16 protein-coding genes are annotated in these 13,534 nt (G+C 68.9%); 11 read left to right on the forward strand and 5 right to left on the reverse strand.

What is annotated here, in order from left to right; genetic code table 11:
- The first annotated feature begins 140 nt into the window (after positions 1 to 140).
- The 5 genes from KR541_RS18080 (at position 141) to KR541_RS18100 (ending at position 4,298) form a co-directional block, all read left to right on the forward strand.
- On the forward strand, positions 141 to 1,334 hold the full coding sequence (locus KR541_RS18080; RefSeq protein WP_216089695.1) for an acyl-CoA dehydrogenase family protein: 1,194 nt from the start codon (positions 141 to 143) through the stop codon (positions 1,332 to 1,334).
- A 96-nt stretch (positions 1,335 to 1,430) separates the two neighbouring features.
- Positions 1,431 to 1,808, forward strand: a complete 378-nt coding sequence (locus KR541_RS18085) for a hypothetical protein (protein ID WP_050014413.1) — start codon at positions 1,431 to 1,433, stop codon at positions 1,806 to 1,808.
- Between the two features lie 8 nt (positions 1,809 to 1,816).
- The gene (locus KR541_RS18090) at positions 1,817 to 2,338 is read left to right on the forward strand and encodes a nuclear transport factor 2 family protein (RefSeq protein ID WP_050014412.1); all 522 of its coding nucleotides are present in this window, start codon (positions 1,817 to 1,819) and stop codon (positions 2,336 to 2,338) included.
- 32 nt (positions 2,339 to 2,370) lie between these two features.
- Positions 2,371 to 3,495 carry an amidase gene (locus KR541_RS18095; protein ID WP_089489035.1) on the forward strand — a complete coding sequence of 375 codons (1,125 nt, stop codon included), beginning with the start codon at positions 2,371 to 2,373 and terminating at the stop codon, positions 3,493 to 3,495.
- Between the two features lie 59 nt (positions 3,496 to 3,554).
- Positions 3,555 to 4,298: an SDR family NAD(P)-dependent oxidoreductase gene (locus KR541_RS18100; RefSeq protein ID WP_050014408.1), complete on the forward strand. Its 744-nt coding sequence runs from the start codon at positions 3,555 to 3,557 to the stop codon at positions 4,296 to 4,298.
- A gap of 124 nt (positions 4,299 to 4,422) precedes the next feature.
- Here KR541_RS18100 and KR541_RS18105 read toward each other — a convergent pair whose 3' ends face one another.
- Positions 4,423 to 5,055 carry a response regulator transcription factor gene (locus KR541_RS18105; RefSeq protein WP_216089696.1) on the reverse strand — a complete coding sequence of 211 codons (633 nt, stop codon included), beginning with the start codon at positions 5,053 to 5,055 and terminating at the stop codon, positions 4,423 to 4,425.
- Positions 5,056 to 5,389: 334 nt separating this feature from the next.
- Between KR541_RS18105 and hpaC the strand changes: the two genes are divergently transcribed.
- Positions 5,390 to 5,935, forward strand: a complete 546-nt coding sequence (hpaC, locus tag KR541_RS18110) for a 4-hydroxyphenylacetate 3-monooxygenase, reductase component (RefSeq protein ID WP_216089697.1) — start codon at positions 5,390 to 5,392, stop codon at positions 5,933 to 5,935.
- 11 nt (positions 5,936 to 5,946) lie between these two features.
- On the opposite strand, the gene KR541_RS18115 is transcribed toward hpaC, so the two are convergent.
- Complete coding sequence (locus tag KR541_RS18115) at positions 5,947 to 7,200, reverse strand: YbfB/YjiJ family MFS transporter (protein WP_050014403.1); 1,254 nt, start codon at positions 7,198 to 7,200, stop codon at positions 5,947 to 5,949.
- 179 nt (positions 7,201 to 7,379) lie between these two features.
- Positions 7,380 to 7,925, reverse strand: coding sequence for an RBBP9/YdeN family alpha/beta hydrolase (locus KR541_RS18120; protein WP_216089698.1), 546 nt, complete (start codon positions 7,923 to 7,925; stop codon positions 7,380 to 7,382).
- A gap of 115 nt (positions 7,926 to 8,040) precedes the next feature.
- Here KR541_RS18120 and KR541_RS18125 point away from each other — a divergent pair, with 115 nt between their 5' ends.
- The 3 genes from KR541_RS18125 (at position 8,041) to KR541_RS18130 (ending at position 9,972) form a co-directional block, all read left to right on the forward strand.
- Complete coding sequence (locus tag KR541_RS18125) at positions 8,041 to 8,496, forward strand: Lrp/AsnC family transcriptional regulator (RefSeq protein ID WP_050014512.1); 456 nt, start codon at positions 8,041 to 8,043, stop codon at positions 8,494 to 8,496.
- Positions 8,497 to 8,837: 341 nt separating this feature from the next.
- Positions 8,838 to 8,960, forward strand: a complete 123-nt coding sequence (locus KR541_RS36940) for a hypothetical protein (protein ID WP_006479692.1) — start codon at positions 8,838 to 8,840, stop codon at positions 8,958 to 8,960.
- A 58-nt stretch (positions 8,961 to 9,018) separates the two neighbouring features.
- Positions 9,019 to 9,972, forward strand: coding sequence for a CgnE/CgnB domain-containing protein (locus KR541_RS18130; protein WP_124630849.1), 954 nt, complete (start codon positions 9,019 to 9,021; stop codon positions 9,970 to 9,972).
- Positions 9,973 to 9,988: 16 nt separating this feature from the next.
- Here the strand turns inward: KR541_RS18130 and KR541_RS18135 are convergent, their stop codons facing one another.
- Positions 9,989 to 10,498 (reverse strand): GNAT family N-acetyltransferase, encoded by a 510-nt coding sequence (locus tag KR541_RS18135; protein ID WP_050014396.1) that lies wholly within the window; start codon positions 10,496 to 10,498, stop codon positions 9,989 to 9,991.
- 307 nt (positions 10,499 to 10,805) lie between these two features.
- Between KR541_RS18135 and KR541_RS18140 the strand changes: the two genes are divergently transcribed.
- Complete coding sequence (locus KR541_RS18140; protein ID WP_089489031.1) at positions 10,806 to 11,138, forward strand: type II toxin-antitoxin system RelE/ParE family toxin; 333 nt, start codon at positions 10,806 to 10,808, stop codon at positions 11,136 to 11,138.
- Entirely contained in the window at positions 11,135 to 11,464 is a 330-nt protein-coding gene (locus tag KR541_RS18145; protein ID WP_006479699.1) for a helix-turn-helix domain-containing transcriptional regulator, read from the forward strand. The genes KR541_RS18140 and KR541_RS18145 overlap by 4 nt, the downstream gene beginning before the upstream one ends.
- A gap of 23 nt (positions 11,465 to 11,487) precedes the next feature.
- Here KR541_RS18145 and KR541_RS18150 read toward each other — a convergent pair whose 3' ends face one another.
- Entirely contained in the window at positions 11,488 to 13,506 is a 2,019-nt protein-coding gene (locus KR541_RS18150; protein WP_050014391.1) for an LssY C-terminal domain-containing protein, read from the reverse strand.
- Positions 13,507 to 13,534: the final 28 nt, after the last annotated feature.

The raw sequence follows: 13,534 nt of genomic DNA on the forward strand, positions 1-13,534 counted from the left end.
TTAGGCCGGCACGGAGCGTCACCAGTCGCGCGGCCCAACGCACCAATTGCTGCGTGTTTTCGGCGTTTCTAGACTAGGGTCTGTTTGCATATGAAACGCACATGCGAATGCCGGAATCGCCCCATCCCCAGGAGACTTTCATGCCGCAAGCCGCCCTCGCCATCGAATCCGCGTCGACCTCGCCGCCCGCGGCCCGTCCCGCGGCCGCGCCGTTGTCGCCGCTCGACGCGGTGATCGAAACCGTCGCCGCGCGCCGCGACGAATTCGACCGGCTGTCGCACGTACCGCGCGACGTGATCGCGCTGTTCAAGCAGGCCGGCATCTATCGCGCGGGCACGCCGCGCCGCTTCGGCGGCGATGCGCTCGCGCCGACCGCGTTCCTCGACATGATCGAACGGATCGCGACCGCCGACGGCTCGGCCGCGTGGGTCGCAAGCTTTGGCTCCGCGAACGTCTATCTCGCCGCGCTGCCGCTCGACACGCAGGCCGAGCTGTACGCGAGCGGCCCCGACCAGGTGTTCGCGGGCGGCCTGTTCCCGGTGCAGCCTGCGCAGGCCGCGCCGGGCGGCTGGCGCGTGAACGGCACGTGGAAATTCGCGAGCGGCTGCAAGGGCGCCGACTGGCTCGGCGTCGGCATCGCCGTGCCGGGCGCGCAGGACGCCGCGCCGAACAAGCCGCGCACCGCCGTGTTCCCCGCCGCGGATGTCGAGATCGTCGAGAACTGGAGCGTGGTCGGCATGCAGGGCACCGGCAGCCACGACCTGCGCGTGAACGACCGCTTCGTGCCGGAGGCGTGGACCTTCGTGCGCGGCGGCGAAGCGACCGTCGACGAGCCGCTGTACCGCTATCCGACCGTCGCGTATGCGGCGCAGGTGCTGGCCGTCGTCAACCTCGGCCTCGCGCGCGCGGCGCTCGACGTCGTGAACCGGATGTCGGGCGGCCGCCAGACGACGACCGGCGCGCCGCGTCTCGCCGATCGCGCGTATTTCCGCATCGAGCTCGCGAAGGCCGAGGCGCAACTGCGCTCGGCGCGCGCGTTTTTCTACGATGCGACCGATTCGGTGTGGCAATCGATTCTCGCGGGCAACCCGGTGACGCCCGACCAGGTCAGCCTGCTGCGGCTCGCGGCCACGCAGATCGCGCGCGAAGGCGCGAGCGTCGTCGAACGCGCGTACCGCCTCGGCGGCACGGCCGCGATCTACCGGTCGCATCCGCTGCAGCGGCTGCTGCGCGATGCGATGGTCGTCACGCAGCACGCGTTCCTCGCCGAAGGCAACTTCGACGGCGCGGGCGCGGTCTTCACCGGCGTCACGCCGTTTCCCGGCTATCTGTAACCTGCATCGCCCGAAACTTTCGATGAACGCGCATGAAGCCGCCGCACCGTCGCCGGCCGGCTCATGCGCCCGACCGATTCCTCTGGAGAACCCATTATGTCCGATTCGAATCCGCTGCCGCTGCGCGTGCTGTTCTGCTGCGGCGTGTCGCAGAATTTCTTCGACCTGCCGCGCGAGAAAATCGGCGAGGTGTGGCAGGCGTACGGTGCGATGCTCGCGGCCGTCGAAGCGATGCCCGGCGTGCGCGTGCTCGGCGTGATGGACGACGACCGCCTCGTGGTCGGCCAGGCCGACGGCGCACCGTGGACCTTCTACATCATGGCCGACGTCGCCGATTTCGACACGACGGTCGCCGTGTGCAACCTGTACCGCACGACGCCCGTCGGCGAATACAACCTGTGGCGCTACGGCAAGATCGAGGCACGCGTCGGCCGCGCGCTGACCGTGCCGCCGGCCACGAAGCCCGCGGCGTGAGGCGCGCGATGACCGATCTGTCTCCGGCCGCGATCGACGCGCTCGCACAGCGCGTCGCGGCGCTCGACGCCGAGCGCGCGGTGCGCGCGACGATCACGCGCTACATGGCGCTGTGCGACGTACCCGAAGATGCGGGCGAAGGCCCGTCGCTGGCGGAACTGTTCACGTCCGACGCCGTGTGGGAAGGCATCGGCCCGCGGTACGCGCGGAAGTTCGGCCGTCTCGAAGGCCCGGCCGCGATCGTCGCGATGCTCGGCCGCTATCTTCCGCCCGATCCGCATTTCTCGGCGAACCTGCACTTCCTGACGTCGGAGTCGATCGAGATCGGTGTCGACCATGCAAGCGCACGCGGCCGCTGGATCATGCTCCAGGCGTCGCGCTACGCAGACGATTCGGCCGAGCTGATCGCCGCGCGGCTCACGATCGATTTCGCGCCGTGCGCCGACGGCGCCGCCTGGCTGATCCGCCATTTCCGCACCGAACGCGTGCTCGACGGCCCGTGGCCGCTCGCCGCCGCGCCACGGTCCTGAACCCTTCCACCGTATTCGCACGCCATCGCACCATGACAGGCTTCATCGACACCTTCACGCTCGGCGGCCCCGGCCCGACGATCGCGATCAAGGACACGATCGACATCGCGGGCTATCCGACCCGCGCGGCAAGCCGCGCGCTCGCCGATGCGCCGCCGGCCGTCCGACACGCGGACGTGGTCCGCCTGCTGCTCGACGCCGGCTGGCAGATCGCCGGCAAGGCGAACATGCACGAACTCGCGTTCGGCATGACCGGCATCAACGACTACACCGGCACGCCCGTCAATCCGCAGGATGCCGCGCGCATTCCCGGCGGCTCGTCGAGCGGCTCCGCGTCGCTCGTCGGCCTCGGCGCCGTCGACGCGGCGCTCGGCACCGATACCGGCGGCTCGATCCGCGGGCCGGCCGCGTGCTGCGGCGTGGCCGGGCTGAAGCCGACGTTCGGCCGCGTGTCGCGTCGCGGCGTCGCGCCCGCGGACACCACGCTCGATTGCGTCGGGCCGTTCGCGCGCGAGATCCGCACGCTCGTCGCGGTGATGGCCGCGATCGCGCCGGACTTCGATCGCGCGCAGGCGACCGCTTCCGTTGAAGGCTGCACGGTCGCCCAACTCGCCGTCGAAACCGATCCGGCGATCGCCGCCGCGCTCGATGCGGCCGTTCGCGCGTCGGGCCTGCGTTCGCATACGATCGTGCTCGATGCAATGCCGGCCGCGTTCGCGGCGGGGCTCACCGTGATCAACGCGGAAACGTCGCGCGCGTTCGGTCACCTGGTCGCGACCGGCAAGCTCGGCGCCGACCTCGATGCGCGATTGCGTGCGGCCGCAACGACCGCGCCTGCGGCATTGAAGGAAGCCGAAGCCGTGCGCGCACGCTTCACCGCACAGATCGACGCCGCGCTCGAACACGCGGACGTGCTGGTGCTGCCGACGCTGCCCGCGTTGCCGATCACACTGCAGCAGGCACGCGACGGCGTATCGGTGATCGCGATGTCGTCGCTGATCCGCCCGTTCAACCTGAGCGGCCATCCGGCGCTCAGCCTGCCGCTGCCGCTCGCCGGTTCGCCGTTGAAGGCCGGCTTGCAGATCGTCGGACGCAAGGGCGCGGACGAACGGGTCTGCGCAATCGCGGCACACTTCGAAGCCGCGCTCGCCGCATGAACCACGATACGGGCGCCGCTTCCCTCGGCGTGCGCCCGCGAACCACGGAACTCCATACCATGTCAGACAGAGTCGTTCTCGTCACCGGCGCCGCGCGCGGGCTCGGCGCCGTCATCGCCGAACGCTTCCATGCGGCCGGCTATCGCGTCGCGCTGGCCGACATCGCCGCCAACGCGATTCACGCGCATGCACGCGAGCTCGATCCGAGCGGCGAACGCGCGATCGCGCTGCCGCTCGACGTCACGTCGAAACGCGATTTCGAAGCCGCGCGCGATGCGCTCGTCGCGCGCTGGGGCACGATCGACGTGCTCGTCAACAACGCGGGCGCATCGAAGGTCGTGCCGGCGATGGAGATCACGGCCGAGCAGTTCGACCAGGTGATCGACGTGAACCTGCGCAGCGTGCTGTTCGGCTGCCAGGTGTTCGGCCAGTACTTCGCGCAGCGCGGCGCGGGCCGCATCGTCAACATCGCGTCGCTCGCCGGGCAGAACGGCGGCTCGGCGACGGGCGCGCACTATGCGGCCGCGAAAGGCGGCACGCTGACGCTGACCAAGGTGTTCGCCCGCGATCTCGCCGCGCAGGGCGTGACCGTCAACGCGATCTCGCCGGGGCCGCTCGATCTGCCGATCGTGTACGAAAGCGTCGCGCCGGAAAAACTGCGTCAGGTGCTCGCGAGCCTACCGGGCGGCAAGCTCGGGTCGGCCGGTTTCGTCGCGGATGCGGCCGTGCTGCTCGCGTCGGGCGACGCGCATTTCGCGAACGGCGCATGCTGGGACATCAACGGCGGGTTGTACATGCGCTGAACGGTACGCACGCATCGGGCGCGCGGTGCGTGTGCGCGGTGTGTGTGCGCGTCGGCTGCGTCGCGTGCGTTGCATGCTTCTCGTGGCCCGGATGCGCAAGCCGATCCGCGCACAGCCCCGACCGCTATCGAGACGCCTCCCCATCGTCGCCCCACACGACCATCACGTCGCGCACGAGCGCGGCGATCGACGTCGCGCCGAGCTTCTCCTTGATGCTCGCGCGATGCACGTCGACGGTCTTCACGCTGATCGACAGGTCCGACGCGATCTGCTTGCTGCCCTTGCCGTCCACGACGCCGCGCAGCACTTCCTTCTCGCGCGCGGTCAGCGCGTCGAGCCGCTGGCGCAGCTCGCGGTGGCGCTGGCTCACCGCATGCCGCTGCTGCGCGAGCCGCAGCGCGCGCTGCACGCGCTCGAGCATCTGCTGCGAGTTGTACGGCTTCTCGACGAAATCGATCGCACCGTTCTGCAGTGCGCGCACCGACATCGGAATGTCGCCGTGTCCGCTGACGAAGATCACCGGCAGCGTCGCGTCGCGCGCATTCAGTTCGGCCTGCACGTCGAAGCCGCTTTTCTCCGGCATCCGCACGTCGAGCACGAGGCACGCAGGCAGGTTCACGTCGAAGCGCGCGAGAAAATCGGCCGCGTTCGCGAACCCTTCGGACGCGATGCCGACCGATTCGAGCAGCCACGCGAGGGACGTCCGCATGCCGCCGTCGTCGTCGACGATGTATACGATCGGTGCCGGTGACGTCATCGGGGTGTCTCGCAAAATATCGGTATCGGTATCACGCGCGACGCAGGGGTGAAGCCCGCGTCGTTCGTCGGGGGTATGCGGCACATCATAGCGAGCCGAAAATCCGCTGAATACCCCTTCACGTACCGCGTGAACGCACAACCGCTCATTTTTCGCGCAGCGTGCCGCGCATCTAGGTAGAACCTTTAGATGCGTTGGCGCGAACGCCATCTTCGTCATCGTTCGTGCGAATGGTCGGCCGCATTTTCGCGGCGTACGCTTGGGTCATCGTCGGCCGAGCGATGCTGCATCGACAGCACCCGCGATCGCCGCCTTCATCCAATCTGGAGTGCCCATGTCCGCCACGACCGATATCCCGCAACCGGCGCGCGTCGAACCGACCGACGCGCAAAAGGCCTTCCGCCAGGCGATGGCCCATCTCGGCGCGGCCGTCAACGTGATCACTACCGCGGGGCCGCACGGCCGTTGCGGGATCACCGCGAGCGCCGTGTGCTCGGTCACCGACGCGCCGCCGACGCTGCTCGTGTGCCTGAACCGGTCGAGCGCGATGCATGCGACCTTCGAGCGCAACCGTCAGGTCTGCATCAACGTGTTGCCGGCCGAGCACGAGCTGCTCGCGCGACACTTCGCGGGGCTCACCGACCTGCCGATGGAACAGCGCTTCGAACTGCCCGTGTGGGATCGCGGCGAACGGGACGTGCCGGTGCTGCGCGATGCGCTCGCGAGCCTGCAGGGCACGATCGCCGAGATGAAGGAAGTCGGCTCGCATTCGGTGATGTTCATCGAGGCGACGTCGATCCGCGTGCGCGACGACGGTGACAGCCTGATCTACTTCAGCCGCGCGTTTCATCGCGTGTCGCGCACCGCATGCGTGCGGTGACGGGTGCTTGGCTACGCGGACGTGCTGCGCAGCGCGCGCTGCCCGGCCGCGAATGCCGCGCCCGCGAACAGCGTGAGCGCCGAATACACGAGCCCGCGCGCGAGCCCCGCGCTGTCCGACACCCAGCCGATCGCGACCGGCCCCGCGATCTGCCCGAATGCGAAGACCGTCGTGAAGGCGCTGATCCCCTTCGCCCAGCCGTCGGGCGGCAGGTTGTGCCGCACGAAGGCCGTCGTCGACGCGACCGCCGACAGGAACGTCGCGCCGAACAGCAAGCCCGATGCGAATGCGGCGGCCGGATGCACGAACAGCGCGGGCATCAGCGTCGCGACGCCGAGCAGCGCGTTGAGCACCGCGAGCGCCTGGCCGCCGCGCATCCGGTCGAGCAGCCCCGACCATAGCCGCGCCGACACGACGGTCGCGACGCCGAGCATCACGTAGAACGCGGCGACGACCGAGCCGCTCATCCCCGCGCCGCGCAGCAACGCGACGATGAACGTCATGTAGCCGATATAGCCGACGCCGAACAGCGCGTAGCCGGCCAGCGCGAGTGCGAAGCGGGCCGGGCTCGCGGCAGCCGCCGGTTTCGCACCGTCGGCCCGCGTGGCCGGTGCCGCATGGGCATGCTCGATGCGGCGCGCGGCCGACACGGCGACTGCCGAGAACAGCACGCACGCCGTCGCGAGTGCGAACCACGCGGGCTGCCAGCCGTGCACGCGTGACACGAGCGTGGCCGGCACGAGCAGCGACGACGCGACGATGCCCCATCCGGTGCCGCCGTAGTAAAGGCCGAGCAGCAGCCCCGCATCGCGCGGCGACGCGGAGGCGAGCCGCGCGGCCAGTACGCCGCCGCTGATGAAGATCAACGCGCTGCCGACACCCGTCGCCAGCCGCTGCGCGAGCAACGCGTGCATGTCCGGCGTGAGCCCGCCCGCGGCCATCAGCACGGCGGTCAGCGCGCAGCCGGCCGCGAGCAGCGTGCCCGCGCGCCAGCGCCGCGACAGCAGCGGGAATGCAAGCGCGCCGATCAGGTAGCCGGCCGCGTTCGCCGTATTCAGCGCGCCGGCCTGCGCGAACGTCCAGCCGAGATCGGCCTTCATCGGCGACAGCAGCAACGCATACGAAAAGCGTGCGAGGCCGAGCGCGATCGCGCTGCCGAGCGACAGGCAGATCGCGAGCCGCCACGCGGCCATGCGGCCGGGATCGGTCGCGCCGGCGTCCGGCCGCGAGCGACCGTCACGCTCCGGTTGCGGCACTGCACGCATCGGGGTGTCTCCTTCGTTGTTCGATTCCGGGGCTTGCGCCGCCGTCGGTCGATCATACTGGAGCCGCCACGAAATCGGCACGCGCGGCAGCGGAACAACCGCGACGGCCGCCGCGCCCGGTTCCCGCTCCCCGACACGACGGCCGAACACCGCGGGAAACCAGCCGGCGCGGGCACGCGCTATCGCCCGAGTCCGGCCGCAAACGCCGCCAGCAACGCGCGCCCTTCGGGCCATCCAGCCAGCCCGGACGCCGCGTTCAGATGGCCGCGCGCGCCGAGCAGAAGCGGCGTCGCACCCTGTTCCGTTGCCCATTCGAGCGCGCGCCCCGACGGATCGTACGGATCGTCCTCGCTCGCGATCGCCAGCACAGGCACGCGCCCGAACCCACTGTTCGGCAGGTTCGCGAACGCGGCGGCGGCAACGGGAAAGCGCGGCCCTGCCCGGTCGGGCACGGCCACGAGAAACGCGCCGCGCACCGCCCGAGCCGACACGGCATGCCAATGCGCGAACAACAGACAACCCAGCGAATGACACACCACGAGCGGAGGCACCCCGGCGTTCGCGACGGCCTCGTCCAGCGCCGCCGTCCAGTCGGCCAGGTCGGGCGCGTCCCATGAAGCCGGCGCGATGCGCGCGGCGCCGGGCAACGCCGCCTCCCAGTGGCTCTGCCAATGATCCGGTCCCGAATTGCCGATACCCGGCACGATCACGATCGCTCGATCCATCACTCCCTCCATCGACGAAAGCCCAGAGTGTGACCACGCATCAGTCGGCATGGAATGGCAAGTCATCGGTTATTGGGACAAAATGCCGATGAATCAACGGTACCGGAGGACCGTCATGCCGGAAGAAGCACTGGATCGCCTGGATCTTGCGATCCTCGAAGCGCTGCAGGACAACGCGCGGACGCCGCTGTCGGAAGTCGGCAGGCGCATCGGGCTGTCGCAGCCCGCCACGTCGGAGCGCGTCAAGCGGCTGGAAGAACGCGGGATCATCGCCGGCTACGGCGCGCGGATCGATCCGGCGGCGCTGGGGTTGGGCATGATGGCGATCATCCGGCTCAAAACGACTCACGAGCACATCAAACCGGCGCTGCGCACGTTTGCCGAGATGCCGCATGTCATCGAAGTCCACCGCATGACCGGCGAGGACTGCTTTCTGCTGAAGGTGCTGGTGCCGACGCCGGGCCAGCTCGAAACCCTGATCGACGCGATTGCCCGCTTCGGCGCGGTCACGACTTCGCTGGTGCTGCGCTCGGAACCGACGAAGGCGATCGGAAAGGCGCTGCTCGGATGACGTTCGCATGCGGCTTTCTTTAACGACATAAAGTGCAGCAATCCTGTCAATTGAACTCAAATTAAAAATTACCGAATTCAATTCGACGTTCTGGATTTGAATTCACTAAAAAAAGATGCGCGATCTGTCGCTCGTTTTATCCATTTTTCCAATATGTGAATCGAAAACGCCCGTGTTTAGCGCACCTCAGCTAAAAACAATGCGACGCATTGCATTCGTAAATTCATCAGACTAATATCGACGCCACTCGCCCGGCATTCAAAAAATTCCGAACGAGGAGCGGCCATGTTTTTGCCGCGCTTTCATGTTGAATCACTCATGTTCACCACAGGAGAATTGACATGCAGGAAACCCAGCAGATCGAATTGCTTGACTGGATGCAGGAAGACACGCACCCCGAGGCCGTCGACATGATGGTCGAGGACGCCGTGGTGCCGTTCGGCACCGCGCTCTGGCCGGTCTGAGCGGGCCACCCGTTCTCGCGGAAGGGCCTCGGCCCTTCCGCCGCTTCCGGAGATACGCATGCTGAACCTGCACCGCGCGCTCGGTTTTCACCCGGCGCTGCGCGACAAGCTGGCACGCGGCGAATCGGGAAAACTGCTGGTCGGCTATGACACCCGCAACCGCGACACCGCGTTGCGCGCCTTTTCCGCCCTGCCCGATTCGCTCGACGCGACCACCCTCTGCCTCGAAAGCACCGCGCCCGCCGATATCGCCGCCGCACTCGACGACGCCGACCTGTTCGTGCTGCTGTACGACTCGTCGTGCCTGCCGACGCCGTCGCCGAGCGGGCCGCCATTTCTCGCCGCGATCCGCCCCGCGATCGTCGAACACTGGGGCAAATCGGTTTTATTCAAGGATTACGGCCCGCACCTCGACGAGGCGTTCGCCGAATCGCTCGACGACATCGCCGCGCGCAACGGCCGGCTGATCGAGGCCGCCGCACGCGCGTCGCAGATCCGCTTCATCGACGAAGCCGGCAACACGCTGACGGGCTCGCTCGCGCCGGACCAGAAATGGACGAGCGTGGACGGCATGGGCAACCTCGACGTCGTGCCCGGCGAGATCGCGACGCACGTGACGGACCTGAACGGCACCGTCGTGTTCAGCGGCACGTTTCTCGGCACCGTGCCGTTCGCGATCAAGTACAAGGTGGCCGAGCGGCTCGCGACGCTGCATGTCGAGCACAGCACGATCGTCGATTTCGACACCGACGACGCGGGCTTCCGGCGCGATTTCGCGACCTATCTCGACCGGCACGCGAATCATCGGCGGATCGAGGAATTCGGCATCGGCACGAACCTCGGCATTCGCGGCCTGTACGGCCGCAACGCGGGGTTCGAGGAACGCCATCCGGGCCTGCATCTCGGGCTCGGCGGCGGCGAAAACGGCAGCCACCATCTCGACCTGATCTTCGCGCGCGGCACGCTCGCGCTCGACGAACGGATCGTGTTCGACGGCGCGTTCGCCGTCTGACGCGGCGGCGGGTTGCTCAGGCTTCGGCGGCCGCCGCGTCGCCGAGCCACTTGAACATCACGAAGCAGTCGACGAAGCCGAGCCGCGCGTGACGGTATGCGCGCGGCACCCGGCCGACGATCTCGAATCCCAGCTTCTGCCACAGCGCGACCGCGACCGCGTTCGTCGCGACCACCGAATTGAACTGCATCGCGAGGAAACCGCGCTCGCGCGCCATCTGCTGCGAGTGCTCGCACATCAGGCGCGCGACGCCGCGTCCGCGCGCGGCCTCGCTCACCATGTAGCCGCAGTTGCTCACGTGCTTGCCGGGCCCGGCCGCGTTCGCCTTCAGGAAATACGAGCCGAGCACCACGCCGTCCTCTTCGGCGATCCACGTGCAGAGCGGCGCGTCGAGCCACTGTGCGCGCGCCGCTTCCTGGGTCGGCTCGGGATCGAATGCATAGGTTTCCTGAGCAGCGACGATCGCGCGGTAAGTCGGCCAGAAGCGCGCGAAATCGTCGTCGGTCATCGGGCGAATCGTGATCATGCGGGGTCTCTCGTGAGGTGATGTCGGCAGGCCAGACGGGCGAACGAGCGATCGTACCGCGATTCATCGACGGTCGCCGTTATCGCCGCGCTGCGCTGCGATACGCGCGTCCCGTCGCACCATCCGTAGCGGCCATTTGGCCGAATCGTCACGCGCCATCCCGGATGAAAAAATGATCGTCGTCCGGGAAGCCCGCTCCACGCCCTCGAATCCCGAACGATGAAGACGCCGCATGCTCATCGGCCGCCCAGCCATTGCGATGTGAACCGCCCCGCTCCATTTACCTTTTTGTAGCTTATAAGTTACAATGCTCTCCAAGTTCGAACTTCTTCGCTATCAACGCGACGACGGTCGCGAGCCGTTCACCGAATGGCTGAACGCCGTCCGTGACAAGCCCGCGCAGGCGCGAATCCGCGAGCGGCTGCGCCGCGTGCAGACCGGCAACTTCGGCGATTGCGAGCCGGTCGGCGAAGGCGTGATCGAACTGCGCGTCCATGTCGGCGCCGGCTATCGCGTGTACTTCGGCCGGCACGGCGGCGCCGTGGTGCTGCTGCTGTCCGGCGGCGACAAGGCGAGTCAATCCGACGACATCAGGCGCGCCAAGGAACACGGGTCGAACTGGAAACGGAGGCAAACATGAACAAGCTCAAAGGCGCGGTATCGCACCACGATGCGGAAGTCGCCGAACTCGGCGCCGACCGCGAGCTCGCGGTCGCCTATCTGCGCGTCGCGATGGAATCGCTCGACGATCCCGACAACCGCGCGGCCGGTCTGCTCGCGCTGCGCACGGTCGCGGAAGCGTACGGCGGGCTCGGCGCCGTCGCGGCCGAAGCCGGCATCAGCCGCGAATCGCTGTATCGCACGCTGTCTCCGAACGGCAACCCGACGCTGAAAACCCTGCTCGCGGTGCTCAAGACCGTCGGCCTGCGCCTGTCCGTCGTTCCCGCGCAGCCGTCGCACGCGTAAGGGCGCACGTCACACCTGCCCCGTCACGGCTGAACCATCCACACCAGCAGCATCTGATCCGGCGAGGCCGTCATCCCCGCCGGCGGATGCGCGATCATCGGCTCGACCGCCAACGCGTGTGCGATCGTCGCCGCATCGTCGATCGTCGTCGTGTGCACGATCGTCATCAGCCGCGCCGGCCGGCGCAGCGTTTCGCGATACAACGCGCCATACCACAGCGGCCGCATGCCGAGCGCATCCTGCAACACGTACGGATAACGCCACAGCCGCAGCACGAAGCGGCTTTCCGGGTGGGCGGGATCGACGCGGACGAACACGCGTCGCGTGCTCTCGCCGTGCGTATAACGCGGCAGCACGGGCAGCGTATCGGCGGGCGCCTGCGGCAATAGCCAACGCAGCGCGGTGGCCGGCGACCACGGCGTCGCGCGCTGCCAGCCGGCCTGCGCGAGATGGCGGTCGAGCGTGTCCGACGTCGCGCTCCATTGCAGCGGCAGATATTCCTCGCGGTCGCCGCCGATCTCGGTGCGCCGCGCCGGCACGCGCTGCCACCCGCCGCGCAGCCACTGGTCGACGGTCATCGCGACCACGTCGCCGACATGCGGACGCGCCGCGCGATCGAGCTGCCACTGCGCGGGCACCGTCCATACGCCGGCCGTCGCGAGCACGACGACGACCGCGACGAGCGCGCCGCGCGGCTGCACGTGCTCGCGCACGCGCCAGTACGCATAGGCGCCGGCGAGCAATGCGAACCAGGCGAGCCCGAGGCTCCATCCGCCCAGCAAGCCCGACAACCAGGTATCGCCAACGTACAGCCGCGCGAAGCCGCCGAGCACGATCCACAGCACGACCGCCGTCACGACCGGAATGCGCCACCGCGCGGGCCGGTCGCGCGCCAGCACCCAGCCAAGGCCGCTGCTCGCGAGGATCGCGAACGCGGCGTCGCCGTCCGGCAGCGGCACGTGCAGCGCGCCGGGCGGCAGGCTCGCAGGCGTCGCGCCGGGCGCGCCCGCGCCGAACACCGGCACGAGCACGACGGCGACGCCGATCGTCGCGAGCCACCATGCGGCCGTCAGCCAGCAGCGGTGGATCATCAGCCAGACGAGAAACGCGGCCGCGACGATCAGCCCCGTGTCGTGTCCGTGCAGCACGGCGAGCGCGCTCATCGCGGCGTCGGCGGGCGGCGTGCGCAGGTGCTGCAAGAACGCGTACAGCGCGATGTCCGCGTGCATCAGCGGATCGTTCGCGACGACGTCCTGCACGATCCCCGCGAACAGCCACACGCAGCCGACGAACAACAGCGCGAGCACGGGCACCGCGCCCGGCAGCCCGCGCAGGTACGCGATCCCGTCGTGCAGCCGCGTGCCGAACCGCGGCCAGCGGCGCACGCATGCATGCACGGCTTCGGCGAGCGCACGACACAACAACGGCCAGCCGCGCCGCAGCGCGACGCGCACGCCGATCCACACGAGCGCGACCAGCGCGGCCACGACCAGCAGGATCGCGGCGACCCGCACACTGATCGCCGCGGCCAGCGCGGCCGACGCGCCGAACAGGATGCCGGGCGCGACGTGCACGGGCGCCCACACGAGCGCCGAGATCACGTTGACCGGATAGAACAACCGGCGCGGCAGCGTCGCGCAACCGACGACGACCGGTACGACCGCACGCACCGGCGCGAGAAAGCGCGCGAGCACGATGCTCTTCATGCCGTGACGCAGCACGAATTCCTCGCCGCGTGCGTACGCGTTCGCCGAGCCGAAGCGCGCCCACGCAGTGCGGATCATCCCGCGGTAACGTCGGCCGAGTTCGTAGCTGATCCCGTCGCCGATCACCGCGCCGACGGCCGCGACGCCGATCGTCGCCCATGCGTCGAGCGCACCCGCGCCGATCAGCGCGCCGGCCGCGAACATCACGGCGCCCGCCGGCACGACCGTGCCGATCAGCGCGATCGCCTCGGCGCACGCGGCCACGAACACGACCGCCAGCACGAGAAGCGGATGCGCGCCGATCGCGCCGATCCACGCATGGATCGTGTCGCTCATCGCACACTCCCGAACGGTGCGGCCCGAT

The organism is Burkholderia sola, from assembly GCF_905400185.1.
GTDB lineage: Bacteria > Pseudomonadota > Gammaproteobacteria > Burkholderiales > Burkholderiaceae > Burkholderia > Burkholderia sola.

Bases quoted from the DNA above. Each gene is read 5' to 3' on its own strand.
- KR541_RS18080 (WP_216089695.1), top strand. From the start codon at position 141: ATGCCGCAAGCCGCCCTCGCCATCGAATCCGCGTCGACCTCGCCGCCC.
- KR541_RS18085 (WP_050014413.1), top strand. From the start codon at position 1,431: ATGTCCGATTCGAATCCGCTGCCGCTGCGCGTGCTGTTCTGCTGCGGC.
- KR541_RS18090 (WP_050014412.1), top strand. From the start codon at position 1,817: ATGACCGATCTGTCTCCGGCCGCGATCGACGCGCTCGCACAGCGCGTC.
- KR541_RS18095 (WP_089489035.1), top strand. From the start codon at position 2,371: ATGACAGGCTTCATCGACACCTTCACGCTCGGCGGCCCCGGCCCGACG.
- KR541_RS18100 (WP_050014408.1), top strand. From the start codon at position 3,555: ATGTCAGACAGAGTCGTTCTCGTCACCGGCGCCGCGCGCGGGCTCGGC.
- KR541_RS18105 (WP_216089696.1), bottom strand. From the start codon at position 5,055: ATGACGTCACCGGCACCGATCGTATACATCGTCGACGACGACGGCGGC.
- hpaC (WP_216089697.1), top strand. From the start codon at position 5,390: ATGTCCGCCACGACCGATATCCCGCAACCGGCGCGCGTCGAACCGACC.
- KR541_RS18115 (WP_050014403.1), bottom strand. From the start codon at position 7,200: ATGCGTGCAGTGCCGCAACCGGAGCGTGACGGTCGCTCGCGGCCGGAC.
- KR541_RS18120 (WP_216089698.1), bottom strand. From the start codon at position 7,925: ATGGATCGAGCGATCGTGATCGTGCCGGGTATCGGCAATTCGGGACCG.
- KR541_RS18125 (WP_050014512.1), top strand. From the start codon at position 8,041: ATGCCGGAAGAAGCACTGGATCGCCTGGATCTTGCGATCCTCGAAGCG.
- KR541_RS36940 (WP_006479692.1), top strand. From the start codon at position 8,838: ATGCAGGAAACCCAGCAGATCGAATTGCTTGACTGGATGCAGGAAGAC.
- KR541_RS18130 (WP_124630849.1), top strand. From the start codon at position 9,019: ATGCTGAACCTGCACCGCGCGCTCGGTTTTCACCCGGCGCTGCGCGAC.
- KR541_RS18135 (WP_050014396.1), bottom strand. From the start codon at position 10,498: ATGATCACGATTCGCCCGATGACCGACGACGATTTCGCGCGCTTCTGG.
- KR541_RS18140 (WP_089489031.1), top strand. From the start codon at position 10,806: ATGCTCTCCAAGTTCGAACTTCTTCGCTATCAACGCGACGACGGTCGC.
- KR541_RS18145 (WP_006479699.1), top strand. From the start codon at position 11,135: ATGAACAAGCTCAAAGGCGCGGTATCGCACCACGATGCGGAAGTCGCC.
- KR541_RS18150 (WP_050014391.1), bottom strand. From the start codon at position 13,506: ATGAGCGACACGATCCATGCGTGGATCGGCGCGATCGGCGCGCATCCG.